This is a genomic window from Prevotella sp. AM23-5 (assembly GCF_003473645.1).
GTDB classification, from domain to species: domain Bacteria; phylum Bacteroidota; class Bacteroidia; order Bacteroidales; family Bacteroidaceae; genus Prevotella; species Prevotella copri_A.
Genome location: NZ_QUCG01000045.1, coordinates 5,865 through 30,139 on the forward strand (window position 1 = coordinate 5,865; position 24,275 = coordinate 30,139).

37 protein-coding genes and 1 tRNA gene are annotated in these 24,275 nt (G+C 47.9%); 13 read left to right on the forward strand and 25 right to left on the reverse strand.

The annotated features are described in order from the left end of the window. Window positions 1-21: 21 nt before the first annotated feature. The 3 genes from DW657_RS17810 (at window position 22) to tsaE (ending at window position 2,344) form a co-directional block, all read left to right on the forward strand. Entirely contained in the window at window positions 22-117 is a 96-nt protein-coding gene (locus tag DW657_RS17810) for a smalltalk protein (RefSeq protein ID WP_158577356.1), read from the forward strand. 185 nt (window positions 118-302) lie between these two features. Next, window positions 303-1,916 carry a bifunctional response regulator/alkaline phosphatase family protein gene (locus DW657_RS11240; RefSeq protein WP_118312566.1) on the forward strand — a complete coding sequence of 538 codons (1,614 nt, stop codon included), beginning with the start codon at window positions 303-305 and terminating at the stop codon, window positions 1,914-1,916. Window positions 1,917-1,933: 17 nt separating this feature from the next. Further along, on the forward strand, window positions 1,934-2,344 hold the full coding sequence (gene tsaE, locus DW657_RS11245) for a tRNA (adenosine(37)-N6)-threonylcarbamoyltransferase complex ATPase subunit type 1 TsaE (RefSeq protein WP_118312567.1): 411 nt from the start codon (window positions 1,934-1,936) through the stop codon (window positions 2,342-2,344). A 98-nt stretch (window positions 2,345-2,442) separates the two neighbouring features. On the opposite strand, the gene trxA is transcribed toward tsaE, so the two are convergent. Both trxA and dnaE read right to left on the reverse strand, forming a co-directional pair. Further along, the gene (gene trxA / locus DW657_RS11250; RefSeq protein ID WP_089544029.1) at window positions 2,443-2,757 is read right to left on the reverse strand and encodes a thioredoxin; all 315 of its coding nucleotides are present in this window, start codon (window positions 2,755-2,757) and stop codon (window positions 2,443-2,445) included. 48 nt (window positions 2,758-2,805) lie between these two features. Continuing rightward, window positions 2,806-6,516: a DNA polymerase III subunit alpha gene (gene dnaE, locus DW657_RS11255; protein WP_118312568.1), complete on the reverse strand. Its 3,711-nt coding sequence runs from the start codon at window positions 6,514-6,516 to the stop codon at window positions 2,806-2,808. A 138-nt stretch (window positions 6,517-6,654) separates the two neighbouring features. On the opposite strand from dnaE, the gene DW657_RS11260 reads away from it, so the two are divergent. Further along, a complete protein-coding gene (locus DW657_RS11260) occupies window positions 6,655-7,347 on the forward strand; it encodes a phosphatidylserine decarboxylase family protein (protein ID WP_118312569.1) in 693 nt (230 codons plus the stop codon). Between the two features lie 6 nt (window positions 7,348-7,353). Next, window positions 7,354-8,082 carry a CDP-diacylglycerol--serine O-phosphatidyltransferase gene (gene pssA, locus DW657_RS11265; RefSeq protein ID WP_118312570.1) on the forward strand — a complete coding sequence of 243 codons (729 nt, stop codon included), beginning with the start codon at window positions 7,354-7,356 and terminating at the stop codon, window positions 8,080-8,082. A gap of 153 nt (window positions 8,083-8,235) precedes the next feature. Here pssA and pyrH read toward each other — a convergent pair whose 3' ends face one another. The 3 genes from pyrH to DW657_RS11280 are packed head-to-tail and all read right to left on the reverse strand — an operon-like array spanning window position 8,236 to window position 10,128. Next, window positions 8,236-8,946 (reverse strand): UMP kinase, encoded by a 711-nt coding sequence (gene pyrH, locus DW657_RS11270; RefSeq protein ID WP_089544033.1) that lies wholly within the window; start codon window positions 8,944-8,946, stop codon window positions 8,236-8,238. An 18-nt stretch (window positions 8,947-8,964) separates the two neighbouring features. Further along, window positions 8,965-9,717, reverse strand: coding sequence for a biotin--[acetyl-CoA-carboxylase] ligase (locus DW657_RS11275; RefSeq protein WP_118312571.1), 753 nt, complete (start codon window positions 9,715-9,717; stop codon window positions 8,965-8,967). Between the two features lie 33 nt (window positions 9,718-9,750). Then, window positions 9,751-10,128: a YraN family protein gene (locus DW657_RS11280; RefSeq protein WP_118312572.1), complete on the reverse strand. Its 378-nt coding sequence runs from the start codon at window positions 10,126-10,128 to the stop codon at window positions 9,751-9,753. Window positions 10,129-10,280: 152 nt separating this feature from the next. Here DW657_RS11280 and DW657_RS11285 point away from each other — a divergent pair, with 152 nt between their 5' ends. Continuing rightward, window positions 10,281-10,727, forward strand: coding sequence for a nucleoside deaminase (locus DW657_RS11285; protein WP_089544036.1), 447 nt, complete (start codon window positions 10,281-10,283; stop codon window positions 10,725-10,727). 3 nt (window positions 10,728-10,730) lie between these two features. Here the strand turns inward: DW657_RS11285 and DW657_RS11290 are convergent, their stop codons facing one another. Next, on the reverse strand, window positions 10,731-11,579 hold the full coding sequence (locus tag DW657_RS11290) for a hypothetical protein (protein ID WP_089544037.1): 849 nt from the start codon (window positions 11,577-11,579) through the stop codon (window positions 10,731-10,733). 41 nt (window positions 11,580-11,620) lie between these two features. Beyond that, complete coding sequence (gene rsmI / locus DW657_RS11295) at window positions 11,621-12,352, reverse strand: 16S rRNA (cytidine(1402)-2'-O)-methyltransferase (RefSeq protein ID WP_117661377.1); 732 nt, start codon at window positions 12,350-12,352, stop codon at window positions 11,621-11,623. A gap of 96 nt (window positions 12,353-12,448) precedes the next feature. Between rsmI and DW657_RS11300 the strand changes: the two genes are divergently transcribed. The 4 genes from DW657_RS11300 to DW657_RS11315 all read left to right on the forward strand — a co-directional run bounded on the left by DW657_RS11300 (window position 12,449) and on the right by DW657_RS11315 (window position 15,809). After that, the gene (locus tag DW657_RS11300; protein ID WP_118312573.1) at window positions 12,449-13,030 is read left to right on the forward strand and encodes a thymidine kinase; all 582 of its coding nucleotides are present in this window, start codon (window positions 12,449-12,451) and stop codon (window positions 13,028-13,030) included. A gap of 81 nt (window positions 13,031-13,111) precedes the next feature. Further along, on the forward strand, window positions 13,112-14,251 hold the full coding sequence (locus DW657_RS11305) for an AI-2E family transporter (protein ID WP_118312574.1): 1,140 nt from the start codon (window positions 13,112-13,114) through the stop codon (window positions 14,249-14,251). 77 nt (window positions 14,252-14,328) lie between these two features. Then, window positions 14,329-14,401 (forward strand) — tRNA-Lys (locus DW657_RS11310). 271 nt (window positions 14,402-14,672) lie between these two features. Then, the gene (locus tag DW657_RS11315; RefSeq protein WP_118312575.1) at window positions 14,673-15,809 is read left to right on the forward strand and encodes a site-specific integrase; all 1,137 of its coding nucleotides are present in this window, start codon (window positions 14,673-14,675) and stop codon (window positions 15,807-15,809) included. A 30-nt stretch (window positions 15,810-15,839) separates the two neighbouring features. On the opposite strand, the gene DW657_RS11320 is transcribed toward DW657_RS11315, so the two are convergent. From DW657_RS11320 to DW657_RS17840, 18 genes are all read right to left on the reverse strand, one after another. Beyond that, entirely contained in the window at window positions 15,840-16,250 is a 411-nt protein-coding gene (locus tag DW657_RS11320; protein ID WP_118312576.1) for a hypothetical protein, read from the reverse strand. Window positions 16,251-16,325: 75 nt separating this feature from the next. Beyond that, window positions 16,326-16,703: a YopX family protein gene (locus DW657_RS18700; protein ID WP_118312577.1), complete on the reverse strand. Its 378-nt coding sequence runs from the start codon at window positions 16,701-16,703 to the stop codon at window positions 16,326-16,328. Continuing rightward, window positions 16,700-16,972 carry a hypothetical protein gene (locus DW657_RS11330; RefSeq protein ID WP_118312578.1) on the reverse strand — a complete coding sequence of 91 codons (273 nt, stop codon included), beginning with the start codon at window positions 16,970-16,972 and terminating at the stop codon, window positions 16,700-16,702. The genes DW657_RS18700 and DW657_RS11330 overlap by 4 nt, the downstream gene beginning before the upstream one ends. A 2-nt stretch (window positions 16,973-16,974) precedes the next feature. Continuing rightward, complete coding sequence (locus tag DW657_RS11335; RefSeq protein WP_118312579.1) at window positions 16,975-17,352, reverse strand: hypothetical protein; 378 nt, start codon at window positions 17,350-17,352, stop codon at window positions 16,975-16,977. A gap of 3 nt (window positions 17,353-17,355) precedes the next feature. Further along, window positions 17,356-17,625 (reverse strand): hypothetical protein, encoded by a 270-nt coding sequence (locus DW657_RS11340; RefSeq protein WP_118312580.1) that lies wholly within the window; start codon window positions 17,623-17,625, stop codon window positions 17,356-17,358. Between the two features lies 1 nt (window position 17,626). Then, window positions 17,627-17,800, reverse strand: coding sequence for a hypothetical protein (locus tag DW657_RS17815; RefSeq protein WP_158577357.1), 174 nt, complete (start codon window positions 17,798-17,800; stop codon window positions 17,627-17,629). Window positions 17,801-17,910: 110 nt separating this feature from the next. Continuing rightward, a complete protein-coding gene (locus DW657_RS17820; RefSeq protein ID WP_153129633.1) occupies window positions 17,911-18,081 on the reverse strand; it encodes a hypothetical protein in 171 nt (56 codons plus the stop codon). Between the two features lie 4 nt (window positions 18,082-18,085). After that, window positions 18,086-18,724, reverse strand: a complete 639-nt coding sequence (locus DW657_RS11345) for a hypothetical protein (protein ID WP_118312581.1) — start codon at window positions 18,722-18,724, stop codon at window positions 18,086-18,088. A gap of 11 nt (window positions 18,725-18,735) precedes the next feature. Beyond that, a complete protein-coding gene (locus DW657_RS11350) occupies window positions 18,736-18,987 on the reverse strand; it encodes a hypothetical protein (protein ID WP_118312582.1) in 252 nt (83 codons plus the stop codon). Between the two features lie 18 nt (window positions 18,988-19,005). Continuing rightward, window positions 19,006-19,152, reverse strand: coding sequence for a hypothetical protein (locus DW657_RS17825; RefSeq protein ID WP_158577358.1), 147 nt, complete (start codon window positions 19,150-19,152; stop codon window positions 19,006-19,008). Between the two features lie 12 nt (window positions 19,153-19,164). Continuing rightward, complete coding sequence (locus DW657_RS11355; RefSeq protein ID WP_118312583.1) at window positions 19,165-19,449, reverse strand: hypothetical protein; 285 nt, start codon at window positions 19,447-19,449, stop codon at window positions 19,165-19,167. Window positions 19,450-19,453: 4 nt separating this feature from the next. Then, a complete protein-coding gene (locus tag DW657_RS11360) occupies window positions 19,454-19,756 on the reverse strand; it encodes a hypothetical protein (protein ID WP_118312584.1) in 303 nt (100 codons plus the stop codon). A 176-nt stretch (window positions 19,757-19,932) separates the two neighbouring features. Then, window positions 19,933-20,193: a hypothetical protein gene (locus DW657_RS11365; protein ID WP_118312585.1), complete on the reverse strand. Its 261-nt coding sequence runs from the start codon at window positions 20,191-20,193 to the stop codon at window positions 19,933-19,935. A gap of 43 nt (window positions 20,194-20,236) precedes the next feature. Further along, entirely contained in the window at window positions 20,237-20,473 is a 237-nt protein-coding gene (locus tag DW657_RS11370) for a hypothetical protein (protein WP_118312586.1), read from the reverse strand. A gap of 12 nt (window positions 20,474-20,485) precedes the next feature. After that, window positions 20,486-20,653: a hypothetical protein gene (locus DW657_RS17830; RefSeq protein WP_158577359.1), complete on the reverse strand. Its 168-nt coding sequence runs from the start codon at window positions 20,651-20,653 to the stop codon at window positions 20,486-20,488. A gap of 4 nt (window positions 20,654-20,657) precedes the next feature. After that, the gene (locus DW657_RS11375) at window positions 20,658-20,921 is read right to left on the reverse strand and encodes a hypothetical protein (protein ID WP_118312587.1); all 264 of its coding nucleotides are present in this window, start codon (window positions 20,919-20,921) and stop codon (window positions 20,658-20,660) included. A gap of 69 nt (window positions 20,922-20,990) precedes the next feature. Beyond that, window positions 20,991-21,134: a hypothetical protein gene (locus DW657_RS17835; protein ID WP_158577360.1), complete on the reverse strand. Its 144-nt coding sequence runs from the start codon at window positions 21,132-21,134 to the stop codon at window positions 20,991-20,993. A gap of 4 nt (window positions 21,135-21,138) precedes the next feature. Then, window positions 21,139-21,294, reverse strand: a complete 156-nt coding sequence (locus DW657_RS17840) for a hypothetical protein (protein ID WP_158577361.1) — start codon at window positions 21,292-21,294, stop codon at window positions 21,139-21,141. 523 nt (window positions 21,295-21,817) lie between these two features. Between DW657_RS17840 and DW657_RS11385 the strand changes: the two genes are divergently transcribed. From DW657_RS11385 to DW657_RS11395, 3 genes are all read left to right on the forward strand, one after another. Next, window positions 21,818-22,159: a helix-turn-helix domain-containing protein gene (locus DW657_RS11385; RefSeq protein ID WP_118312589.1), complete on the forward strand. Its 342-nt coding sequence runs from the start codon at window positions 21,818-21,820 to the stop codon at window positions 22,157-22,159. After that, entirely contained in the window at window positions 22,156-22,473 is a 318-nt protein-coding gene (locus DW657_RS11390) for a hypothetical protein (RefSeq protein ID WP_118312590.1), read from the forward strand. Before DW657_RS11385 ends, DW657_RS11390 begins: the two co-directional genes overlap by 4 nt. A gap of 860 nt (window positions 22,474-23,333) precedes the next feature. Beyond that, a complete protein-coding gene (locus DW657_RS11395) occupies window positions 23,334-24,131 on the forward strand; it encodes a hypothetical protein (protein WP_118312591.1) in 798 nt (265 codons plus the stop codon). The last annotated feature ends 144 nt before the right edge of the window (window positions 24,132-24,275 follow it).

The window sequence follows — 24,275 nt, forward strand, 5'->3', positions numbered from 1 at the left end:
TAATCACTAAAAAAACTGCTTATGAAGAAAGAAACTTGGAAAACCGTATTTCAGATAGTACTATCTATCTTGACCGCCATCGCCGCCTCTCTGGGCGTGACGAGCTGCATGGCGTAGAACATTACAAACACTAACAAGAAGTGCCGGTAAGTAAAGCTTATCGGCACTTTTTTTTTCAATTAAGTTTCTTTAACCACAACTCTCTTCCGTCATTCAATTATTCTTTGTACTTTAGCACCTCGAAAATAAAAACATATCCTAAAAGGATACAGCAATATGATACTCTAAAAGGATAATGCAATATGAGCAACGGATTATTACTATGGATCGATGATGAAATTGAGCTCCTCAAGGCGCATATCATCTTCCTGGAGAAAAAAGGTTACGAGGTTGCCACGGTGAGCAATGGATCGGATGCCATCGAACTATGCCGACAGCAATCCTTCGACCTCATCCTCCTCGATGAAATGATGCCTGGACTGAGCGGTCTGGAGACCCTGCAGCAAATCAAGGAAATCCAGCCCGCTACTCCCGTTGTGATGTGTACCAAGAGCGAAGAGGAAAACATCATGGACCAGGCTATCGGGTCGAAAATCGCCGACTATCTCATCAAGCCCGTCAACCCGAGCCAGATCCTGCTCTCGCTGAAAAAGAACATCCACCAAAAGGATATCGTGACCGAGATGACGCAGAGCGGATACCAGCAGGACTACCAGCAGATTGCACTGAAGATGATGGACTGCCGTACCTGCCACGACTGGATGGAGATATACAGAAGACTCGTGAAATGGGAACTGGAACTGAGCGATACCGACAGCCAGATGACCGAAATGCTCGCCATGCAGAAGGAGGAGGCTAACATCGGATTCGCCAAATTCATCGCCAGGAACTATCTGGAATGGATAGACCTGATGAGGAATGGGAATGCCGGAAAGAATGGGAATACCGGGAAGAATGGGAATGCATCTTCTTCCGACGACCGCCCGATGATGAGCCCGGATGTCTTCAGAAACAGGATTTTCCCGATTCTGGACAAGGGGGAGAAGGTGTTCCTCATCGTGATAGACAACTTCAGATACGACCAGTGGAAGATGCTGGCGGCTGACATCGGCGAGCTGTTCGACATTGACGAGGATATGTATATGAGCATCCTGCCTACCGCCACGCAATACGCCCGGAACGCCATCTTCAGTGGTCTGATGCCCAACAAGATTGCCGAGATGTTTCCGGAGCTCTGGGTGGATGAAGACGAGGAGGAGGGCAAGAACCTGAACGAGGAGCCGCTGATACAGACGATGCTCGACAGATACCGCAAGCGATACAGCTTCAGCTATCACAAGGTGAACGATTCGCAGGGCGCCGACCGGTTTATGGAGCACTACAACGAATGCAGGGAGAAGGACCTGAACGTGCTGGTAATCAACTTCATCGACATGCTCTCGCATGCCCGGACGGAATCGAAGATGGTACGCGAGCTCGCCAATACGGAGAGTGCCTACCGCAGCATCACGCAGAGCTGGCTGCGCCACTCGGTGCTCTCGGAACTGTTCAGAAGACTGTCGCAGGATGACTGCAAGGTGGTGATTACCACCGACCACGGAAGCATCCGTGCCTCGAAGCCCATCAAGATCATCGGCGACCGCAACACGAATACCAACCTGCGCTACAAGCTGGGCAAGAACCTGGCCTGCAATGCCAAGGAGGTTTTCACCATCAGGGACCCGAAAAGGGCACAGTTGCCTGCTCCCAACCTGAGTACATCGTATGTCTTTGCCTACGGAGACGCCTTCTTCGCCTATCCGAACAACTACAATTACTACGTTTCGTACTACAAGGATACCTTCCAGCACGGTGGCATCTCGATGGAGGAAATGCTCATTCCGATCATCACCCTGACACCGAGAAAGAGAAATTAAAATTAAAAATTAAATATATGAAGATTAAGATTGATTCATTAGACAACATCCATGCTGCAGCCAAGGAATTCCTGCAGAACATGGGCGACGGCAAGGTCTTTGCCTTCTATGGCAAGATGGGTGCCGGAAAGACAACTTTCGTTAAAGCTATCTGCGAGGAACTGGGCGTGGAGGATGTAATCACCTCGCCTACCTTCGCTCTCGTCAACGAATACACTGCCGGAAACGGCGATCCTATCTACCATTTCGATTTCTACCGCATCAAGAAGATTGATGAGGTGTATGATATGGGATACGAGGATTACTTCTACGGCGGAAACCTCTGCTTCCTGGAGTGGCCGGAACTCATCGAGGACCTGCTGCCGGAGGATTGCACCAAGGTGACCATCACCGTGGAGGAAGATGGTAGCAGAAGCGTAGAATTCTAGAGGCTATTTCGCAAATTCGGATTCTAACAAAAAAGCATACGTCCCGATGCAGCTGATGCCGCACCGGGACGTATTATTTTTTAGTCTTCTGCCCTCTCTTACAGCAGAGCCTCAAACTTCTCCTTGAGGGTTGACTTGTTGGCTGCACCAACAAACTTGTCAACGAGCTGGCCACCCTTGAAGAAAAGGATGGTAGGGATATTGCGAACGCCAAACTCCATTGCGATGTCGTCGTTCTCCTCTACATCACACTTACCAACTACCAACTTACCATCAAACTCCTCTGCCAATTCTGACACGATAGGAGCAATCTGGCGGCAAGGACCACACCATGTAGCCCACAAATCTACTACCAATGGCAACTCGCCATTCTTGTAACTCTCGAAATTCTCGGTTGTAATTGTTACTTCCATTTTTTTCTTCCTTTTTTATATAGTTAATAATATTCTCATGAATTATTTTTAATTGATCTGATACGACATCTTCGGATGGTCGTTGACAAACTGTATCAGATCCCTGCTCACTCCCACCGTGCGGTCCTGCGCACGCAGCAGCACATTGGTCTTGGTCTCGGCATCGTGAATCTGAAGGAAGAGCTGTGCCTTGCCCTCATCATTCTCCACCAGCGTCTTGATATCATTCACCAGCGTTTCGTCTATCACCGTACTGTCCACGATGATGGTAAACTTCTCCAGGCGGTTCTCCTTCACGGTCTGGAGATACTCCACGGTGCTGATCTTGAAGTCAAGATAGTTGCTGTTGCCGTAACGGGATACACACTTCGCCGTAACGAAGATGGTGCTGTCCTCTACCATGATGCCGCGCCAGTTGCCCCAGTCCTCACCGAAGAGCGCCAGCTCGCCCGATCCTTCGAAATCCTCGATGGTGACGAAGCCGCACGGCTTTCCGGTCTTGGTGAACTTGGATTTCACCCCGGTGATGATGCCGCCGAACACCACATCCTCCTTCTTGGCAAGCTCCACCTTGTCGCCCAGTTCAGAGCAGTGGGTATTGCAGAGGTTGCGGAGGATGATTTCGTAATCGTCGAGCGGATGAGCCGAGAGATAGATGCCCACGAGCTCACGCTCCCTGTTGAGCCTCTCGATGGTGCTCCAGGATTCAGCTTCCGGTATAGGAGGGGTGGCTATCTCCACCGCCTCTACGCCTCCGAAGAGCGAGGTGGCTGCCTCGCGCTGCTCCTGCTGGTAGAGCTGGCCGTATCTTACGAGCGTATCCAGGAAGGTATCGCCCTTGCTGTTCTTGCCGAAGTACTGCTCGCGGCGGATGCCGAAGCTGTCGAAACCGCCACTCAGAGCCAGACTTTCGAATGCCTTGCGGTTGACATTGGAGAAATCCACGCGCTCGGCAAAATCGAAGATGTTCTTATAAGGGCCGTTCTTCAGGCGCTCTGCCACGATGGCATCGGCGGCAGGAGTTCCCATTCCCTTGATGGCGGAGAGTCCGAAGCGTATCTCGCCATGCTCGTTCACACCGAAGGCACGGTAGCTCTCGTTTACATCCGGTCCCAGGGTCTTGATGTCCATCGACTGGCACTCCTCCATCAGCTTGGTAATCTCGGTGATCTGCGCAAAGCGGCGGGTCATCAGCGCTGCCATATATTCGGCTGGATAGTGCGCCTTGAGATAGGCAGTCTGATAGGCTACCCACGAATAGCAGGTGGCGTGCGACTTGTTGAAGGCGTAGGAGGCAAACTTCTCCCAGTCGCCCCAGATTTTCTCGAGCACAGCCGGATCGTGGCCGTTCTCCTGTCCCTGCTTGATGAACTTCGGCTTCATCGCATCTACGATAGCCTTCTTCTTCTTACCCATCGCCTTACGGAGGGCATCCGACTCGCCTCGGGTGAAGCTTGCCAGCTGGCGGGAAAGGAGCATCACCTGCTCCTGATACACCGTGATGCCGTAGGTATCCTTGAGGTATTTCTCCATGCAGGGGATATCGTAGGTGATGGCCTGCTGTCCGTTCTTGCGGGCGATGAAGTCGGGGATGTAATCCATAGGTCCCGGACGGTAGAGGGCGTTCATGGCGATGAGGTCCTCGAAAACCGTAGGCTTCAGCTCGCGGAGATACTTCTGCATACCCGGCGACTCGAACTGGAAGGTTCCGATGGTCTGGCCGCGCTGGTAGAGCTGATAGGTAAGCTCGTCATCGATAGGGATGGTATCGAGATCTACGACATCGCCCGTGGTCTGCTTGATAACCTTGCACGCCTCCTTCATCTCGGAGAGGGTCTTCAGACCCAGGAAGTCCATCTTGATGAGTCCGGTGGTCTCGATCACGTGACCGTCGTACTGGGTTACAGCCGTCTTCAGTCCCGGGAAATCAGGGTCATCGGCGGTAGATACAGGCACCCAGTTGCTGATAGGGTCGCGGCAGATGATGAATCCGCAGGCATGGATACCCGTACCACGGATGGTACCTTCGAGCATGCGGGCATACTTGATGGTATTGCTCTCGCGGGGGTCGCTGGAGTATTCTGCCTCCTTCAGCTCCGGGGTATATTTGATGGCGTTGGCAAGGTTCATCTTCGCTCCGTCGGGCAGACGGTCGGGAATCGCCTTGCAGAGTGCATTCGCCTTGTCCAAAGGCAGCTTCTCTACGCGCGCCACATCCTTGATGGAGTTCTTGGTGGCCATCGAACCGTATGTAATAATGTGGGCACAGTTCTCGTGACCGTACTTATCCATTACCCAGCGCAACACCTTGCCTCGGCCGTCGTCATCGAAGTCGGTATCGATATCAGGCAGGTTCACACGGTCCGGGTTCAGGAAACGCTCAAACAGCAGGTCGTACTTCAGAGGGTCGATCTTGGTGATTCCCAGGCAATATGCCACTACGGAACCTGCCGCTGATCCACGGCCCGGACCCACCATTACGCCCAGCTCTTCGCGTGCCGCCCTGATGAAGTCGGACACGATGAGGAAGTAGCCCGGGAAACCCATGGTCTTCATCACGTGGAGCTCGAAGTTCACGTGCTCATTCACATTCTCGGGCAGCGGATCGCCATAAAGCTTCCTGGCTCCCTCGTAGGCGAGGTGGCGCAGGTATTCTGCCTCAAACTTGATGCGGTATATCTTGTCGTAGCCGCCCAGACGGTCGATTACCTTCTGACCTTCCTCGGGCGACAGCTGGTTCTCTCCATTCTCATCAGTGGTAAACTCCCTGTAGAGGTCTTCTTCCGACACCTTCTGGCGCAGCTGCTCCTCGGTACCGAAACTCTCCGGAATGGGGAAGAACGGCATGATAGGACCGTGGTCGATGCTGTAGATCTCCACCTTATCCAATACTTCGAGGGTATTCGAGAGCGCCTCGGGGATATCAGAGAACACTTCGTTCATTTCCTCGCGGGTCTTGAACCACTCCTGCTTGGAGTAGCGCATGCGGTTAGGATCGTCCAGGTCCTTGCCGGTGGCGATGCAGAGCAGATGGTCGTGCGCCTCGGCAGTCTCCTTGTCCTCGAAGTGGCAGTCGTTGGTGCATACGAGCTTGATGCCGTATTCCCTGGCAAACTCGATGAGCACCTTGTTCGCCTTCTGCTGCAGTTCGTAAGCCTCGCGGTTGGCGAGCAGGCTCGGATCATCGGGCACCTTGTGGCGCTGCAGCTCCAGGTAATAGTCATCGCCGAAGAGATTGTGATACCACTCGCATGCCTCACGGGCTCCGGCGATATCGCCCTTCAGGATCTTGGCTGGCACCTCGCCGGCGATACATGCCGAGCAGACGATGAGGTCTTCGTGATACTTCTCCAGGTCGGCACGGTCGGTTCGGGGGCGCATGTAGTATCCATCCACCCACGAATTGCTCACCAGCTTGATGAGGTTCTTGTATCCGTTATAGTTCTTGGCGAGCACGATGAGGTGGTAACCACTCATATCGCCCTTGTCCTTCTCGCGGTCGCCCTTGGTGCGTCGTGCCACATACATCTCGCAACCGATGATGGGCTTGAAGGGTTCGAGTCCCTCCTTCTTGCGGTCTTTGTTGACCTTTCCGCAATAGTCAACCAGCTCCTTGATGCCGAACATCACACCATGATCGGTTACTGCCATACCCTTCATGCCATCCTTGATGGCCTTGTCCACCAGACGTGGAATCTTGGACTGGCCGTCGAGGATGGAATACTGTGTATGGACGTGTAAATGAACAAAATCTTCCATTTTTTGCGTTAAAATTCGTAATTTGAGAACAAAGTTACTGCTAAAAGTTGATATTGCCAAAAGAAATGGGAGAAAAATTTGCAAAAACCATAAAAATGCCGTACCTTTGCACCAGAAACAAAAACGTAAACCTTTCTCATGGGACAAAAAATAAAGAAACTAAAAAAGATAAGAATTCACCGTGAAGGCACCGACCAGCTGGTGTTCGGCGGTATAGCACTGGTGGCTGTCGCAGCAGTACTGTGGATGGCCTTTGACAACAAGATACCTTTCTGGGCATTCCTTGTGGTCTTCGGTGTAGTATATGGTATCGTGCTCAACTTCTACCGATGCCCGATCAGATTCCTGAACGTGGAAGATACCGAGAAACTCGTGGTAGCTCCTGCCGACGGCAAGATCGTGGTGATAGAGGAAGTGGATAATGCACCTTACTTTAACGATAAGCGACTGATGATTTCCATCTTCATGAGTCTCTGGAACGTACATGCCAACTGGTTTCCGGTGGATGGCAAGGTGAAGTTCGTGAAGCACGAGGACGGAAAGTTCCTGAAGGCATGGCTGCCTAAGGCGAGCGAGGAGAACGAGCACGCCGACACGATGATCACCACCCCTGAGGGTGTGGATGTATTGTGCCGACAGATTGCCGGTGCCGTAGCCCGCCGCATCGTAACCTATGCCAAGGAGGGAGAAGAGTGCTACATCGATGAGCATCTCGGATTCATCAAACTGGGTTCACGAGTGGATGTGTATCTGCCTCTCGGCACGGAAGTATGCGTGAAGATGGGACAGTCAACCACAGGTGATCAGACAATCATAGCAAAACTGAAATAAGAAAAAATGAGTATTAAGAAGCATATTCCAAACACGATTACCTGCTGCAACCTCATCTCAGGCTGCATCGCTACATCGTTTGCCTTCGGGGGAAATCCCGAAATGGCACTGTTGTGGATTATCATTGGAGCTGTTTTTGACTTTTTCGATGGTATGAGCGCCCGCTTGCTGCACGTTTCATCGCCTATCGGCAAGGAGCTGGACTCGCTTGCCGACGATGTGACCTTTGGCGTAGCACCCGCCACCATCGTATTCTCACAACTCTTTGTAATGGAGTATCCGGAGTTTCTGGAGCCTTTGCGCCCCTGGTTGCCATATGTAGCCTTCATCATCGCAGCTTTCTCTGCCCTGAGACTGGCGAAGTTCAACCTGGATGAGCGCCAGACTACCTCTTTCATCGGCGTACCTACGCCAGCCAATGCACTGTTCTGGGGTTCGCTGGTAGTAAGCAGCCCCAGCTGGATTACCAACCAGAGCTGGTCGATATATCTCGTGCTGGCGCTGATTTTCATTACCAGCTTCCTGCTGGTATGCGAGTTGCCGCTGTTCGCCCTGAAGTTCAAGCAGTGGTCGTTCAAGGGCAACGAGGTGAAGTATTGCTTTGCCGGTTTCGCCATCGCCGTTCTTGCGGTATCTGTGGCTGCCGAAGGAGCAAGAGGATTCCTGGAGGGATGGTGGCCTATCATCCTGATGTACGTACTGCTCTCCTGGATCATGTTTTTGAAGAAAAAATAAAAATATAGGTTTTTGTCATGTTTTTTCTTCGGAAGGACATGGAAATTTTGAAGAAGGGTATCAGCTTTCTTCGAATGATAAAAAGATTGGGGAATAACAAAGGCTTACTTCCGGCGGGAAGTAAGCCTTATTTTTTTATATGATCTCTGATGATTAGTTGTGTACGAGTGTACCAATCTCCTCACCTTCCATCACCTTCTTCAGGTTGCCTACTACATCCATATTGAATACGTAGATAGGAAGGTCGTTCTCCTTGCACATGGTAGTAGCCGTGAGGTCCATCACCTTCAAGCCCTTGGTGTAGATTTCATCATAGGTGATGTCCTTGAACTTGGTAGCGGTAGGATCCTTCTCTGGGTCGGCGGTATAGATACCATCCACACGGGTACCCTTGAGCATCACGTCTGCCTCAATCTCGATACCACGGAGAGAAGAACCGGTATCGGTAGTGAAGTATGGGCTTCCTGTACCTGCTGAGAAGATGCAGATGTAGCCGTCTTCCATTGCCTCGATTGCCTTCCACTTGGTGTAGAACTCACCGATAGGCTCCATGCGGATTGCTGTAAGCACCTTGTTCTTCACGCCCAGCGCACCGAGGGCACTGCTCAGGGCGAGAGAGTTGATAACGGTGGCACACATGCCCATCTGGTCGCCCTTCACACGGTCGAATCCCTTCTGGCTTCCGCTCAATCCACGGAAAATGTTACCACCACCGATCACGATACCAATCTGCACGCCCATCTCGTGAACTTCCTTAATCTGCTTAGCATAATCACTCAAGCGCTCAGGGTCGATGCCGAAGCTCTGCTTGCCCATCAGGCTCTCACCGCTCAACTTCAAAAGAATTCTTTTAAACTTTGCCATAAATATCTTGTTTAATGTTTATTGTTTCATATTTGCTGAAGGAATCAGGAACCTGATTTCGCCGAAGGCATACGACCGGATCATTCCTTTCCTGTCGTGAAGGATGAGATGGCCGTCATCTTCCACCTCTACGAAGGCCCCCTCGAATTTGCCGTCGGCATCCTCGTACCAGTGGAATCCCTTGCGGCGGTAGAGCGAGAGATGATAGATGCCCGAAACATCCATATAGTCGGCACGGCGGAGCAGCTCATAATACTTCTTGAATGCCTCGATGATCTTCTGCAGCACCTCTTCCCTATCCACCTCGTGACCCAGAATCTGAGCCAGGGATACCGGATTGGGCGCATCGCTGTGGAACTCGGTCTGATTGATGTTCACCCCGGTACCGAAGATGCATCGCTTGATGCCCTTGGAATCGATAGAGGTCTCTATCAGCGTGCCGCTGATCTTCCTGTCGTTCCAATATACATCGTTCGGCCATTTCAGCGTAATGCCGTCGGTATAGGTATCCAGGGCATCCTTGACGGCTAGGGCTCCTGCCTCTGAGAGCAGGAACTGCTGGCGTACGGGCACCCAGGTAGGAGTCATCAGCAAACTGAACAGGAGGTTCTTGCCCGGTTCGCTCTCCCAGGTATGCGTGCCCTGTCCCCTGCCTGCCGTCTGATAATCGGCTACAGCCACGATGAACGTATCATCCTCGCAGGCTTTCATTCCCTTCAGGAAGGTATTCGTAGAATCCACTTCCTGCATTCTTATGATCTTTGTTTCCATTTTCACCTTATTATATATATGTAAGCATCTGCCTCAAAGGATGAGCATCGGATTGAAGGCATCCTTGAGATGCTGCAGACTCTTCACCTGATGAGCGCATCCCACGATGGAGATGACATCGAAGCGCAACTCTTTGTCCACCTGGCATTCCTTGACATAGGCATTAGCAGCTATGGCAAGATTCCTCATCTTGCCGGGGGTAACAGCCTCTTCGGGCTGCTGGTATTCCTCGCCGGTGCGGGTCTTCACCTCTACCACCACCAGGGTGTTGCCATCGGGCGTATAGGCAAGGATATCCAGGTCGCGGCGGCCTATCCTCCAGTCACGATCTATGATGGTATAGCCCTCATCTTCCAGATAGAGCGCAGCCTCATCTTCTCCCCATTTGCCCAAATCATTATGTTCAGCCATAGATTATTCTCTTTAATTTACCTCTGGCGGCATCATTTTCCGCCCAAAAGGCACTATTACTATGCAAAAATAATACTTTTCTTTCATCCATCAAAGTTTTTTATGTATTTTTGCACAAAAATAGAAAAAGAGAAATCATAAAGAATGGAAATATGGAAGACAATCTGAAAAAAGACGAAGAATATATGCGCCGTGCACTGATGGAGGCGCAGGCGGCATTCGACGAAGACGAGATTCCGGTAGGTGCCGTCATCGTTTGCAGGGACCGCATCATCTCGAGAGCCCACAATCTTACAGAGATGCTTACCGATGTTACCGCCCATGCCGAGATGCAGGCGATTACATCCGGAGCGAACATGCTGGGCGGAAAATACCTGAAAGACTGTACCCTCTATGTCACCGTAGAGCCGTGCGTAATGTGCGCCGGAGCCTTGGGATGGTCGCAGATCAGCCGTGTGGTGTATGGTGCCGGAGATGAAAAAAGGGGCTATACAAAATATGCGCCCGATGCACTGCATCCTAAGACAACAGTTACATCGGGCGTATTGGAAGATGAGTGCCGCGCACTCATGCAGGATTTCTTTCAGAGAAAGAGATAATCATTACTTCACGAGAACAACCAGGTACTTGCTGGTGCTCCAGAAAATCTGAGAGTTGGTGATGCGGAGCGTATATTGCTTGTTGGCATCACGAACCAGAGTATAAGAGCTTGAAGGATGAGTAGTGAGCAACTTGGCTGACTTAGAATAAAGCTTGATCTCAGAAACCTCACGGATATCTACCTTTGTAAAGTAGCTCTTGTTGAAGTTACCGGTCATAACCTTGCCATTCTCCATGATGTGCTGGTTCTTCAGCTCCTTCTTGGTACCGAATACATACCATGCTGTGTTGAGCTGCTTATCCTGAGCATTGATCACCTCAGTCTTCTTACTGCTTTCCTTGGTAAGGTTGCTGGTCTTGGTGTTCAAGTTGTTGATAGTCTCATCAAGAGCAGCAATGTGGATATCCTTGCTATCCAACTCCTCACGAAGTGCCTGGAGCTGCTTCTCCTTCTCAACCAGCTGCTTCTGCAGGTTCTCGATGGTCTTCTTGAGCTGGTCGCCCTGGATAGAGCTGTTAGCCAACTGCTTCTGCAACTTGGCGAGGAGCTCCTTGTTCTGCTTCATGCGAGTAGCGATGAACTGCACATCCTCCTTGAGTTTCTGTCTCTTGGTGGCACCCTCGCCATTCTTCAAGAGCACCACGCGGTTCTCAGCCTCATTGATCTGGTTGAGACCATCCTCAATCTCATTCAGAGTACCCAGCATATCATTCAGTTCGCTATCCTTCTGCGCAATGATGCTGTTGAGCGAATCTGATTGAGCCGCATTGTTAGCGGCATTGTTCTTGCCGTCGTTACATCCTGTTAAAACAAAGGCTGCGAGGCACGCCATCATTAATAGCTTTTTCATAATCCTTCTCCTTTTTGTTAATTTTATGATTAATACTTTATTTATTTATTATTCTTACGCTCTTCGCGTCGCTTTTCCTTCAATTCCTCCTTCAGCTGCTTGGGATCCTTACCCGCCAGCACGATGACGAACTCGCCGCGCGGTTCCGTCTCCTGGAAGTGAGCGATTACCTCGGCAAGGCTTCCACGCACACTTTCCTCGTGCAGCTTCGAGATTTCACGGCAGCAGCTCACCTGTCTGTCCTCTCCAAAGACCTCGGCAAACTGCTGCAAGGTCTTCACCACTCTATAGGGTGACTCGTAGAAGATCATGGTGCGCACCTCATCCTTGAGTGATTCCAGATAGGTTTGTCTGCCCTTCTTCTGCGGGATGAATCCCTCGAAGCAGAATCTGTCGCAAGGTAATCCGGACGACACGATGGCTGGGATGCAAGCCGTAGGTCCCGGAAGGGTCTGCACGGTGATGCCTGCTTTCGCAGCCTCACGAGCCAGATAGAAACCAGGGTCGCTGATGCCTGGGGTTCCTGCATCACTGATCAAGGCGATGGTCTCACCAGCCTTCAATCGCTCTACGATGCCAGCCGATGTGCCATGCTCATTAAACTTATGATGCGCCACTAATCGATTTTTAATATCGAAATGCTTAAGCAGGACGCTCGATGTCCGAGTGTCCTCAGCGAGCACCATATCTGCCTCTTTCAAGACCCGGATGGCTCGCATTGTCATGTCCTCCATATTGCCTACTGGAGTCGGTACGATATATAATATGCCCATAAGTGGGTACAAATGTAGTTAATTAATCTTTCATAGCAAAAAAAAACTGCGTATCTTTGCATTTTTTAAAACCTTATTAGTAATTTTGTCCCCGAAATGACTGAAATACTGAATGGGGAGGCACACCGTCCCGGAAGAATTGAAGTGGTGTGCGGATCGATGTTCTCCGGAAAAACCGAGGAACTGATCCGAAGAATGAAGCGTGCCAGCTTCGCCAGACAGAAGGTGGAAATCTTCAAGCCGGCGATAGATACGCGCTACTCCGAAGACAATGTAGTGAGCCATGACCAGAATTCTATCCGTTCTACTCCTATTGAATCTTCCGGATCGATTTTGCTATTAGCTTCAGATATCGACGTGGTCGGTATCGACGAGGCTCAGTTTCTGGACAATGGATTGGTGGAGGTCTGCAACGAACTCGCCAACCGCGGCGTACGCGTCATCGTGGCGGGGCTGGATATGGATTTCAAGGGTGTTCCATTCGGTCCGATTCCTGCGCTCTGTGCCATCGCCGACGAGGTGACCAAGGTGCACGCCATCTGCGTGAAGTGCGGTGCACTGGCATACGTCAGCCATCGACTGGTGGCTAACGACAAACGCGTGCTCCTGGGTGAGCAGGATGAATACGAGCCGCTCTGCAGAGACTGCTACCAGAAAGCCATCAACCAGGAGAAATAGAAGAACGAAGGGTGAAGAGCAAAGATACAACAGCTTTGCTAATCATAAAGTTCAAAGTTCAAAATTCAAAGTTCAAAGTAAATGAGTAAGGAGATTACATTCGACAAGTTCATCAGATGGGCTGGTATCGTTACCCTCGTCATTGCAGTACTCTACATCACCAACTATCTGAGTGAGGTACTGCTTCCTTTCTTTATAGCATGGTTTTTCGCATACCTGCTCTATCCCGTCGTGAAGTTCATCGAGAATAAACTCCATGTCAAGGTTCGTGCCATCTCCATTCTTCTGGCAATGGGAGCTGCGATTGCCATCGTGGGGGGTGTCATCTGGCTCATCATCCCACCAATGATCGACCAGTTTGACAAACTGGGAGAAGTGTTAACCCGATGGGTTCATCAAACCACCCATACCAACAATCTCACGATGCTGATCAAGGAGTGGCTGCAGGACAACCAGACCACCATAGAACGATTCTTGAAGAGCAAGGACTTCAGCGATGCCCTGAAGACTACGATGCCGAAGGTTTTCTCGGTAGTGAGCCAGACGGCAACCGTGCTGATGAGTATCGTGGCATCCATGATTACCTTATTATATATGTTCTTCATCCTGCTCGATTACGAAACCCTGACAGCCAACTGGGTGCGCATCTTCCCGAAGAAGAACCGTCCGTTCTGGTCGGCACTGATGAAGGATGTAGAGCGCGAGCTCAACAACTATATCCGAGGCCAGGGAATGGTGGCGCTCTGTATGGGCATCATGTTCTGCATCGGCTTCACCATCATCGGTTTCCCGATGGCGATAGGTCTGGGCATTCTGATCGGCATCATGGACCTGGTACCATATCTTCATACCTTTGCCCTCATTCCTACGGCATTCCTGGCAATGCTCAAGGCGGCAGATACGGGACAGAACTTCTGGGTAGTCTTCGGACTGGCGGTATTGGTATTCTGCGTAGTGCAGGTGATTACAGATATGGTGGTTACGCCGAAGATTATGGGCAAGGCGATGGGCCTGAACCCAGCCATCCTGCTCCTGAGTCTTTCGATATGGGGTGCTCTGCTGGGCTTCCTGGGGCTGATTGTTGCCCTTCCGCTCACCACCCTTCTCATAGCTTATTGGCAGCGGTATGTAACGAGAGAAAAGCCGCAATATGAAGAGAAATTAGGGCTGGAACCACCGGAAACTGCCACTGAAACGGGTAAAATAGAAGAAAAACAATAAAAAAACGACTAAATATTTGGTGATTTCAAAAAATAGTCGTACCTTTGCACTCGCTTTTGAACATAAAGTTAGAGATTGACTCGCTAGCTCAGCTGGTAGAGCACAACACTTTTAATGTTGGGGTCATGGGTTCGAGCCCCATGCGAGTCACAGAAGTAGTTTAAATCACAAACAAAAAAGACTTTTATCTGAAAGTTGAGACGAGCTTAACGTGCTTATTTACAAGCAGTTATGCTCGTCTTTTGGTTTTTGATATGCGTGCTGGAGAAAATGTAGAAACGTAGAACATTCTACGAATGGTTTACGTCTATAAACGGCATAACTGTCTAAGAATCAATCACATCGGCTCTTTTGAGAAATATTGTGTAATTTGGGGAGTGTTATCAAAATGTTATCAACCCCGTAAATTTATGTTATCAAAATGGCTGGAATTAATTTAAGTTTCATTCACAATCGGTTGAGAAGAGGAACGGCACAGAAGCCAGTTTCCATCGAATTGAGGTTCAGCTACAAGTCTGAACGCAAGTACCTCTCAACCGGTATCAAGGTCACTCCAAACCAATGGTCTGACAAGTTGAAACGCATCATCAAGCACAAAGATGCCGATGCACTCAACGAAAAGCTGAAGGCTTTCGAGGAGCGTGGAAACCTCGTCTTGACCAAGATGGTAAAGGAAGGAATCACGGATTTGTCTCTGATTCCTGCATTCTTCAATGGTGAAGGCGAGAAAAGCGTGTCCTTTGTAGAGTACTGCAAGAAGAGAAGAAACGAGCGCAAGGTGTGCGATCATACCAAGAAACGCTATGATGTCTTCATTGCCTTCTTGAAGTCGTGGGGGAAGGTTCTGACGTTCGAGGACTGCAATGTGTCGAAGATTAGAGCGATGGATGAGTTCCTGCACAAGCAGGGTAAGGCTCAGTGTACCATCTACGACTATCACAAGTATCTCAAGCTGTTCATCAACGATGCCGTGATAGACGGGCTTATGGATGAGAATCCATACAAACTGCTGCCCTTCCACATCGGCAGGGGCGAGAAGCAGTATGTTGACTGCATAACAGAAGAGCAGTTCGGTGCCATCAAGAAGCTGGAGATATCTACTCCGCATATTCAGCAGGCTAGGGATTTGTTTCTCTTCCAGTGCTATACCGGACTGGCTTATGCCGACCTATCTTCCTTTGATTACTCCAACTGCGTTGAGAAGGATGGAAAGATGTTCTATCATGCCAAGCGAACCAAGACAGACACGGATTTCGTGTTTCAGCTTCTTACACCTGCGGTTGAACTGCTGAAGAAGTATGATTTCTGCCTGCCGAGGATTTCCAATCAGAAGTACAACGACTACTTGAAAGTAATAGGCGAGATTGTCGGTGTTCCTAATCTGCATTCCCACATGGGGCGTGCTACCGCTGCAACGCTCTTCCTTTCCAAGGGTATGCCGATTAATGTCGTGGCGAAAGTGCTCGGTCATACAAACCTCCGACAGACTACGAGGTATGCCCGAACGTTGAGCAGGGACGTGCAGTCTGCCTTTGATGAGCTGGAAGGCAAGATGTAGGTATAATGAATAAAGGGTAGCCATTTCTGACTACCCTTTGCTGTTTTCCTCTCGCTCTCGCTTCTCCCTGATGGCTTGCCTTATCCATTCAGCCTTGTTTCTTCCTAGAGACTCGCAAAAGTCGAAGGTTTCTTCATTCACATGCAGTACTACCCGATTCGTGAGGGCTTCAGCGCCCTTGCTCGGTGCTCCTGCTCGGTCTCTCCGTCCGCCCCACCCTGGATGCAGATTCTTGGCTGGTACAATCTTGTGCTTGCGGTTGTACTCGAACTTCATCGCAAGTTTGCCGCCTGCCCATACCTCCACCATTTCGGCATCGGGGGTTTGGCTTAGGTTCTGCTTGGCGATTCCTGCAAGCTGCTCCTTATCTTCGAAAAGGGTATCGCTCTCGTCAAGTATTCCCACATCGTCATACACGATGATTCTTGCCTTCTTCTCCATATCCTTCCTCTTATCCTAGTATTGCCATCAGTATTGTAAACAGAAAGATGAAGAGCACAAACCATTCCTGCTTTGTCATTTGCTACCTCCTTTCTTGTCGAATTTATTGCCGACAACTTTTAGGTGCCTATTATGTAACATTCTCCCTAAAGTATTTGTTGGATAGAGAACAGGGCATTCGGTATTCACTAAACTAAAACTAGTGTTGCCTTGATTCCAAACCACCTCGAAGATGCTGTCTGTCCTTTTACATCTGAGCAAGTCGTGCTCATAGATAGGAGTTCCGTCACAATCCTGCGCTCCAGTGGACTTACAGATGGTATTAAGGTCTATCGAACATTTGTTTATTACGCCAATATTAGGGTTATGAAAAACCTCGTTAGGCTTAATAGGATTGCAGTCTATCCATTCATCTGCTCTTATTCGCTTTGCCTTGAAATTGATTTCACTCATCGCTCCCCTCCTTCCTCGATTACTCCTATCGGCTTGATGTCGTTAACGGTCTCATCCTCGGTGAAGAAAGATACCTTCATGCTATCGCTCACATAGCCCATAGCAATCACGTTCTCTCGGCTATCCTTGATGATGCAAATATCACCTCTCACCTCGTTCTGAGTCTTCAAATACTTCACTGCGGCATCCTTCACCGCCAAAGGATTCATTTCCTTTGTAATCGTCTCCCCTGACTGAGGGAAGACGAAATAAAATAACTGCTTGTTCATAATCAAAATTCAAATAAATCTAGTTGTACGTATCTCTGTTTCGGGAGAATCTTTTCTATTTCCGTCAACAACTTATTGGCATTCTTGCAAACAGAGTTGTTCTTGTTTGTTTCAACTTTGATTTGCCTTTGCAGCCAATCTTTTATCCATTTCAAAGCGGCAGTAATGGCGGCTTGCTGCGTTCCGTACCAATTCGGATTGCTGAGATTGTTGCCCCAACCTCCTCCTCGGTCAACAAGGGCATATCGGATTCCAAACGTCCACTTACCTCTCACTAATGCCGTTGTTATGATGATGTAGGTCATACCCGAACCGATTTTTGCAGATTCGTCTGGGTTGATGCAAACACCACACTCGTTAAACTTATACCGCTTGCTCATAGTTTACTCTACTTCTTTTTCTGTTAGTACTAACTCATCGAACATTGGACTACTCTTGCATGAGCAGCACCACGATGCTTCTTCCTCGTCTTCCGTTACCTCATAGCAGTCGGGATATTCTTCCTTGTAGAAGCCTAGGATCTCAGCCTTTTTCTCCTCGATTCTCTCTTTTGCTGCGGTCTTGGCGTGGAAGACTCCGGCAACATCAACGCTAGAATAGTCTTGGTTGTCGTTGCCGTGCTGAACCAATACGAATACTTTCTGCTTCTTCATATTACTCGCCCTCCTTCTCTTCTACATCAAATGTAACACTCTCCAACTCGCCATTCTCCAAAGTGCCCAAATCGTACAAACGTCTTGCGGCATTCTCTGCGTCTTCGGATGATGCAGCGTCTAGCGAAACCTTGTAGGTAATTTTCTCTACGATTTCTACTACATACTTTTTCATATTAAATCCTTTCTTTTAAAATTAATACTATTGGGGGCGGATGGTACCTTGCAACCATCTGTATCGGCTTGGCTACCGCATTCGCCCTATATAAACAACTGGCAACAACTTCACTTGATGCGCTCTAGACAAGTACTCTTGCTTGTCAGCTTCCCATTCGTGAGATAATAGCTCTCACGGAATGGGGTCTGTCTGATTACAAATGTTGTCTTGGCTCTGTACATATTGTTGAACCTATCAACATACGTGGCTCCCTTGAAGCATTTGATTACTATTACCATATCCTTAGTCCTGCATTAAGTTAGCTACAAGTTCATCTGTGGTGGCGAATATCTCTTCGAGGTCTCTAGTCAGATAGCCACATTTCTTCGTCTTCAGCACTACGTGAGCGTGCATCTTCAAAGAATTGATTTTTTTGATAATCTGTTCTCTTTGAAATCCTATCTTTGGTGTTCTGCCGTTTGTGAAGTAGTACCCAATGTTGTAGTACAACTGCTCTGCCATATCACCATAGAGAGCGTTTGCCGCATTGTCTCCCAAACTTCCTTGTGCAAGGGAAAGATAGACGATTTCGCCTTCCACTATCTTGTTTTCGTGCATAGTGTAAACGTGCTGATGGAGATAGAAATCGCATAGCAAGTTCGTCTTGGCATTTCTCTGCACACGCCAATCGTCTGCGAGTATCATACAAGCGTAAACCTCCTTACCCTCTGCGATATCTTTGGTGATGCGGTCGAAGATTTCCTTCTCGGTTGGTTCAACCTCTTCTCCGGTCTCTTCATCATCGGTGGTGTAATTATATCCCCATCCGTCCTTGTTCACAAGTTCGAGTCCTGCGGCTTGTGCCTTTACTACGTCTTGGATAGTGTTGATCTCAACTCCTACCAAATTGCTACCCATTTTAACTGCCTTATTTGTCTTCATAAATCTATCTCCTATAATTTAAATTTGTAACAATGAATTGTCTTTATACTATCTGTATCAATAAAAGTTTTTCCCTCAGTTCTCGTGACTATAATTGCATTTAAGCGGGGGTCAAAACTAAAACCTTCGTTGCAATAAGGTCTTATCTCTGTCGAGTTCCCCATTCCACCACTTCCGTTGATGGTGATAACAATTCTGTTGTTGTACATGTCACACAACGAAACTGCGTATTCTATAGCTTTTCTTACTAATTCTTGATTCATATTCTTATCTCCTATAATTTAAATTGCTCCAAACTTCTTTGATAAATAATATCGGAAAACTATTGCTTGCGCCCTTGAAATGGCGATACGTTCTCCTTTTGTGGCTTCCTCATTGCTGAAAGCTAAAAGAAGGTCACTTAACTTCTGTAAATCATCTGCGCTCATAGCCTTGATGTATTACTTAATAATTTTGTCTATCTCTGCTTGATGCTGATAGTCGGTGCAGTCGGCAAAATCCTCCTGCTCCCCATAGAAACGTGCTGCGCTCTTCAGTTCGTGAAGGCTGGCTTTGGTGTAGTCCTTTGCCGGATTCACTTGTCGAAGATTCTCGCAAGTTCTGCAATACTCGATGAAGTCCACAAGCGATTGCTTCTCCTTGCTATCGTCCTGCGTTCCTGCTGCCATAAGTGGTAGGGCAACTATCGCTGCCACTACCAAAGCTAACTTAATGCTCTTCTTCATTGTCTTATCTCTTTTCTAGTTTAACACTCACTACGTATGGTAATGTATGCTGAGGCTTGTTGCACTCCTCGTGATATTCAAAACCTAACACGACAATACTTGATGGTTCGTTGTCCGTGATGGTCTCTTCTATCATCTTCTTGCTTATCTGCTCCGTACGTTGTACGTGGAATAAGCCCGAATCGGGTTCGTGTCTCTGTGCTAAAGCTATCAATCCAAAGTCGGGATTGATAAACAAATACTTGTCCCCAGTGAAAACCACGTCAACTCTGTTGCGTGATGTCTTTGTTAATCTGATAATTTTCATATTACTCGTCCTCCATATCTTTAGCTTCTCTGATTCTGTAACCTGCTATCGCTCCAAAGATGGCGCATAGCACATAAATTGTAATGTCCATAATAAACCCTTTCTTTTAATTGTTATACTTGTGCGGTCTCACGGCTTGAACGTGATGTGCTCCTCTATTCGCTGACCGCTCCATTTTACTTCTTGCCAAAGTTGAAGATTCTGACGAACTTGTAGAACGTTTCTTTATCGAACGTTTCTTTGTTGCAAAGGTGGTAGAGGTCTTCCAAAATGAACTCCTTGCACTCTCTGTTGCACTCTCTGTAGGTCTCCTGCATCTGCTTTGCGGTCTCGTTTCCGCATTCAAGCCAATACATAAAGATGGCTCCTAAACTCTCATAGTCGTTGTACTCGTCATAGTACTTCTTCTGCTGCTCGTAAGTCTTGTTTCTTCTCATAATCTTGTAGTGTTATGGTGGGGATTGCTCCCCACCTAGTTAGTTACTCTTCTTCCTCCTCTTCCTCTTCCTCCTCATCGTCATAAGGTCGTGAAGTATCTACTTCGCCATCATAGCTTATATAAATATCCTCATCCTTTGCGATAAGTTCAATATAATCGGCTAGATCATTTGTGCCGATAAACTGATAAAGGCTATCTAGCATTGCGCTATCGCCTAACTCTTGACGCAAGTTGTCAAATGCGTTGCATACTTCCTTGTGGTCTCTTTTAACTGCCATAATCTCTTCTGTTTAATTGTTCAACTTTGCTATAATATCCTTAAACTCCTTTAATCGCTTGTGAGTTCTAGGAGTGCCAGCGTGGTTTGAAATAAATTCCTCTAGAAGGATTATTCTACCTTGAATAGCTGATGAGATATTGTATATCTCGTCATCAGTAAGTAATACTATCTTGCTCATTGTCTTATCTTAATCTCATTATTGTTACTTTGAAGATAACCTCACAACTATCTGTTGACTGCTCAATACTCTTGCGCTCGTAAGTTGTGTAATAGTTATCGTATATATCCTTACTGCGTCCAACATACTTGTAACCACCCTTGTTAAGGTTTCGTTTCAGCATCTCAACTTCGTTGTCGTAAAGATACTCTGTGCGTATTGGCTCCATTGTTACTCTGTCCGCATATCTTTCGATTCTGCGGTATTCTACCAAATTACTTGCTGCCATAGTCTCGAATTGTTTGGCGTGGGGAGGGGCGCTAGCCCCGTGGGGGCGCTGCCCCCTTATCCCCAGCAGTTACATACTCATTTCATACACCCAGCATTTGCCTTCATGCCCTAAAGCAAAGGCTTCTGCTTTATCTCTTATCTCAAACTGCCCTATGATACGTGGTATCTTGTTAGGCTGAATGAACTCTCTAACTACGATATACTTCTTCATACCTTTACAATTTGCTTCTTATCTGTCCTAATGAAACTCTTTCCTTTGGAGTGAGGTAGATGCCGTTAGCACCTTCTTCTCTATTTGAAACCTCGTGCAGGATATATTTAAGTACCCACAACTGGTGAGCCGTTAACTCTATCTTCTTGTTTGTTGCCATTGTTGTTGCTATTAAATTGTGAAACATTAAAGTGCAGGTGTACGTTTGCTCCCAACGTCTGCAAGCTATATGCAGCCTAGCTCCCTCACTTAACGTTCGTGGGTCAACGTGTTTCGATATTTCTCTAGTCTAACACGACTAGCGTTTTTCCATCTTGCGTGATGAGTGTTTGAGGCTTCTTTGCCTTTGTGCTTTGAGAGTGTCACTAACTCGGTGTACGATGTCCTCGGTGTGTTACAGAGTTCTACCTCTCCGTATTGCTGACTAACACTATTTATATAGCGGTTGTTTCTCATCAATTCACTAATGTGCCATCGCTCCGCTTTGGAAACCAAACTAACTTGATTTCGAGTGCAAAGATAAGGCAATCTTTTATTTCCGTCAAATTTTAAGGCACTTATTTTCAAATTAAGCCTTATTTTTAACTCTCGTTAATAAAACATTGCCTTAATTTTACAGATATTAAGTAAAATATCAGTTTATTTTTTATATCTTTGCACCCTAATTAATAAGGCAATATTTTATGGCATTCAAAGTAAACAGTACAATAAGGATAAATCTTAAGGAGATTTTAAAAGAAAAGGGTGTAACATCTAAGGAGTTAGCTGAGAGATTGGGGGTTACTCCAGTCACTATCAGCTATATCGTGACTAACAAAACTACCCCTTCTCTCGATATGCTTTGCAGAATAGCGAAAGAGTTGAACGTGAAGTTATCCACTCTTCTAGGTGAAGAGCCGTTGAGAGTTATTGATACCTCGAAGGAGTTTGCCGCATTCGTGCGTTACAAGGGCATCCACTACACCGCTGATACTCTTGATGAGTTCTTTAAACAAGTTGAAGAAATCAAAGCTATAACAAGATGAAGAAGCTTTTTAGTAAGGTTGGCACATTCTTATGCGGTGTGCTTGGATTCTGCTTTATTGCAGTTGTCTTGGTGTACTCTTTCAAAAGCACCTTCTTTCACAACGTAAACGAGGACGTTGAGCGTAAGCAGGCAGAGCAGAAAGAAGAGTATCATAGAGAATATGAGGAAATGGACGTTTTTGCAGACTATGACACGTATTATTATCACTATGATTACGATTGCAAAGGTGTCCACGATGATATGACAGAAAGAATGCCGCTTTATAAGGCTGAGAGGGAAGGATTTGAGCCTTGCCACTTCTGTGCGGAGTGATGGCGCTAGCCCCCCAAACGGCATGGGGAGGGCGCTTGCGCCCGTGGGGGCGCTGCCCCCTTATCTCCCCCGAGGTTTTTACTCCCCCTTCTCCACCTACAGAGAGAGACACACACAATAGAGAGAAGAGAGAGAGAAGAATACACCACACAACATATCACGCAACACTCACACAACACGACACAACACCTCTGCCTGCAAACCCTGCAAACCCTGCAAACCCTAAGACTTGGTACGGAGAAGGTATAGAGAGGGTACGGAGCGGGTCTATATCGCATCCATCGGGCTTCTTCCTAGATGAGCGGTAACTCCTGCACGAAACCCCGAAAACTACGAAAAACCCACAAAATCAGCCCTAAAATACCACAAAACGGCTCTTATATGGCTCAAAACTCACGAATTTGGGAGAAATCCCGACCAATCTCCCGAAAATCGCAAAAATCAGCGAAAACGGATTGAGTTAACCTTGATTATACCTGCACAACATTCAAATGCAGCGTTAAATCTTCTTAAAGCCTTTCTTATGCGCACGTGCGTACCTATTAATGCAAACTGCCTTTTTGTTTGCAAAGTAACTTCATTTGTGAAATAAGAATATTCCTTACATCTTATCTTTGTTTTCCCTCTGGAAAGACTGAGACTAAAATCCACAATATCAATCACTTGTAGTTTTATTACAATTAGCACTATTGTTTACAAAACGGGCGATTTGAGGAGAAGAAAGAGAAAAGGGTTTGGGGTGGATTGCGCCCCGACAAACAGACTAGTGGTTGGAGGGGTAAATTTCCTTGACCGGAAACACGGCAAAAGCTATCGCCAAATATTATATATTTGCCCTCGTAAATCAAATAATTGCAATTATGAGTGAAATTTTAGCAAGAATCCCAAAGAATTTGACCTCTTCCCCAGTGCTTGGGGAGAAGAAGGAGTGGGTATTGGGCGCTGCATCCTTGGCGCTTGGTATCGGTTCGTCTCTGTTCGGTGCTAACAAGGCGAAGAAGGCGGCTAGACGAGCACAAGCCGAGAATCAGTACAGAACGAACGCTGAGAAGGCTTGGTACGACAAGAACTACAACACGGACTACCTTGATACGAAGGCAGGCTCTAACCTTTTGAGAAGGGCGCAGGAAGTGCAGGACGAGTATATTCGCAAGGCTGATGGCGCTGCTGCCGTTGGCGGTGGAACTGCTGCAAGCGTGGCACAAGCGAAGGAGAGTGCTAACAAGGCGATGGGCGACACGATTGCCAATATCGCAGCGCAGGACACTTCACGCAAGCAGAAAGTGGAGGATGCTCACCTTGCCAACACTCAGCAGTTGTCTAGGGAACGCCAGCAAATTGAGCAGCAGAAGGCGCAGGCAACGAGCGATGCGGCTCAAAATGCGTCAAACGCTATGTTCAATTTCGGTGTGAACCAATTGGGGTCAGAACTCGAAGGGGCTAAGACACAGAATAGCAGTAAGTTAGCAAATCCAACACCGACCCTTGATAACAAGAATGTAACAGACATCAGCAATGGGCTATCACACAAGGCTGATGCGAACGGACTTTTGAACCCGAACGCATCCAATAACCAGTTGGCTGGTGGCACGATGTTGGATGAAGCGGTAGGCAACCTCAACAAGAAGAAGCCGAAGGTTCCTCACCTAGGAGTGTAGGGCTGGGAAGGTGAGGAGTGAGCGACTGGCGAGGCAAGGGCAGGCAAGGCATAGAGGGCACCCCAAGCCCCCCACCCCCTTTGACCACCGTTTGTAATTATAGTATATAAATACATAAATAAAAATCCCGCCACCCCGCCACCC

Excerpts from the sequence above, each read along its gene's own strand:
- DW657_RS17820 (WP_153129633.1), bottom strand. The coding sequence starts at position 18,081 with ATGGTAATAGTAATCAAATGCTTCAAGGGAGCCACGTATGTTGATAGG.
- DW657_RS11315 (WP_118312575.1), top strand. The coding sequence starts at position 14,673 with ATGGCTGGAATTAATTTAAGTTTCATTCACAATCGGTTGAGAAGAGGA.
- DW657_RS11280 (WP_118312572.1), bottom strand. The coding sequence starts at position 10,128 with ATGGCTGAACATAATGATTTGGGCAAATGGGGAGAAGATGAGGCTGCG.
- DW657_RS17835 (WP_158577360.1), bottom strand. The coding sequence starts at position 21,134 with ATGAAGAAGTATATCGTAGTTAGAGAGTTCATTCAGCCTAACAAGATA.
- DW657_RS17815 (WP_158577357.1), bottom strand. The coding sequence starts at position 17,800 with ATGAAAAAGTATGTAGTAGAAATCGTAGAGAAAATTACCTACAAGGTT.
- DW657_RS11370 (WP_118312586.1), bottom strand. The coding sequence starts at position 20,473 with ATGGCAGTTAAAAGAGACCACAAGGAAGTATGCAACGCATTTGACAAC.
- DW657_RS11260 (WP_118312569.1), top strand. The coding sequence starts at position 6,655 with ATGGGACAAAAAATAAAGAAACTAAAAAAGATAAGAATTCACCGTGAA.
- DW657_RS11305 (WP_118312574.1), top strand. The coding sequence starts at position 13,112 with ATGAGTAAGGAGATTACATTCGACAAGTTCATCAGATGGGCTGGTATC.
- DW657_RS11345 (WP_118312581.1), bottom strand. The coding sequence starts at position 18,724 with ATGAAGACAAATAAGGCAGTTAAAATGGGTAGCAATTTGGTAGGAGTT.
- DW657_RS11365 (WP_118312585.1), bottom strand. The coding sequence starts at position 20,193 with ATGAGAAGAAACAAGACTTACGAGCAGCAGAAGAAGTACTATGACGAG.
- DW657_RS11290 (WP_089544037.1), bottom strand. The coding sequence starts at position 11,579 with ATGAAAAAGCTATTAATGATGGCGTGCCTCGCAGCCTTTGTTTTAACA.
- tsaE (WP_118312567.1), top strand. The coding sequence starts at position 1,934 with ATGAAGATTAAGATTGATTCATTAGACAACATCCATGCTGCAGCCAAG.
- DW657_RS11330 (WP_118312578.1), bottom strand. The coding sequence starts at position 16,972 with ATGAACAAGCAGTTATTTTATTTCGTCTTCCCTCAGTCAGGGGAGACG.
- DW657_RS17810 (WP_158577356.1), top strand. The coding sequence starts at position 22 with ATGAAGAAAGAAACTTGGAAAACCGTATTTCAGATAGTACTATCTATC.
- DW657_RS11390 (WP_118312590.1), top strand. The coding sequence starts at position 22,156 with ATGAAGAAGCTTTTTAGTAAGGTTGGCACATTCTTATGCGGTGTGCTT.
- DW657_RS11340 (WP_118312580.1), bottom strand. The coding sequence starts at position 17,625 with ATGAAGAAGCAGAAAGTATTCGTATTGGTTCAGCACGGCAACGACAAC.
- DW657_RS11300 (WP_118312573.1), top strand. The coding sequence starts at position 12,449 with ATGACTGAAATACTGAATGGGGAGGCACACCGTCCCGGAAGAATTGAA.
- DW657_RS11360 (WP_118312584.1), bottom strand. The coding sequence starts at position 19,756 with ATGAAAATTATCAGATTAACAAAGACATCACGCAACAGAGTTGACGTG.
- dnaE (WP_118312568.1), bottom strand. The coding sequence starts at position 6,516 with ATGGAAGATTTTGTTCATTTACACGTCCATACACAGTATTCCATCCTC.
- DW657_RS11320 (WP_118312576.1), bottom strand. The coding sequence starts at position 16,250 with ATGGAGAAGAAGGCAAGAATCATCGTGTATGACGATGTGGGAATACTT.
- DW657_RS11375 (WP_118312587.1), bottom strand. The coding sequence starts at position 20,921 with ATGGCAGCAAGTAATTTGGTAGAATACCGCAGAATCGAAAGATATGCG.
- DW657_RS17830 (WP_158577359.1), bottom strand. The coding sequence starts at position 20,653 with ATGAGCAAGATAGTATTACTTACTGATGACGAGATATACAATATCTCA.
- pyrH (WP_089544033.1), bottom strand. The coding sequence starts at position 8,946 with ATGGCAAAGTTTAAAAGAATTCTTTTGAAGTTGAGCGGTGAGAGCCTG.
- DW657_RS11335 (WP_118312579.1), bottom strand. The coding sequence starts at position 17,352 with ATGAGCAAGCGGTATAAGTTTAACGAGTGTGGTGTTTGCATCAACCCA.
- DW657_RS11240 (WP_118312566.1), top strand. The coding sequence starts at position 303 with ATGAGCAACGGATTATTACTATGGATCGATGATGAAATTGAGCTCCTC.
- DW657_RS11385 (WP_118312589.1), top strand. The coding sequence starts at position 21,818 with ATGGCATTCAAAGTAAACAGTACAATAAGGATAAATCTTAAGGAGATT.
- pssA (WP_118312570.1), top strand. The coding sequence starts at position 7,354 with ATGAGTATTAAGAAGCATATTCCAAACACGATTACCTGCTGCAACCTC.
- DW657_RS11285 (WP_089544036.1), top strand. The coding sequence starts at position 10,281 with ATGGAAGACAATCTGAAAAAAGACGAAGAATATATGCGCCGTGCACTG.
- DW657_RS18700 (WP_118312577.1), bottom strand. The coding sequence starts at position 16,703 with ATGAGTGAAATCAATTTCAAGGCAAAGCGAATAAGAGCAGATGAATGG.
- DW657_RS11350 (WP_118312582.1), bottom strand. The coding sequence starts at position 18,987 with ATGAATCAAGAATTAGTAAGAAAAGCTATAGAATACGCAGTTTCGTTG.
- DW657_RS17825 (WP_158577358.1), bottom strand. The coding sequence starts at position 19,152 with ATGAGCGCAGATGATTTACAGAAGTTAAGTGACCTTCTTTTAGCTTTC.
- trxA (WP_089544029.1), bottom strand. The coding sequence starts at position 2,757 with ATGGAAGTAACAATTACAACCGAGAATTTCGAGAGTTACAAGAATGGC.
- DW657_RS11395 (WP_118312591.1), top strand. The coding sequence starts at position 23,334 with ATGAGTGAAATTTTAGCAAGAATCCCAAAGAATTTGACCTCTTCCCCA.
- DW657_RS11355 (WP_118312583.1), bottom strand. The coding sequence starts at position 19,449 with ATGAAGAAGAGCATTAAGTTAGCTTTGGTAGTGGCAGCGATAGTTGCC.
- DW657_RS11275 (WP_118312571.1), bottom strand. The coding sequence starts at position 9,717 with ATGGAAACAAAGATCATAAGAATGCAGGAAGTGGATTCTACGAATACC.
- rsmI (WP_117661377.1), bottom strand. The coding sequence starts at position 12,352 with ATGGGCATATTATATATCGTACCGACTCCAGTAGGCAATATGGAGGAC.
- DW657_RS17840 (WP_158577361.1), bottom strand. The coding sequence starts at position 21,294 with ATGGCAACAAACAAGAAGATAGAGTTAACGGCTCACCAGTTGTGGGTA.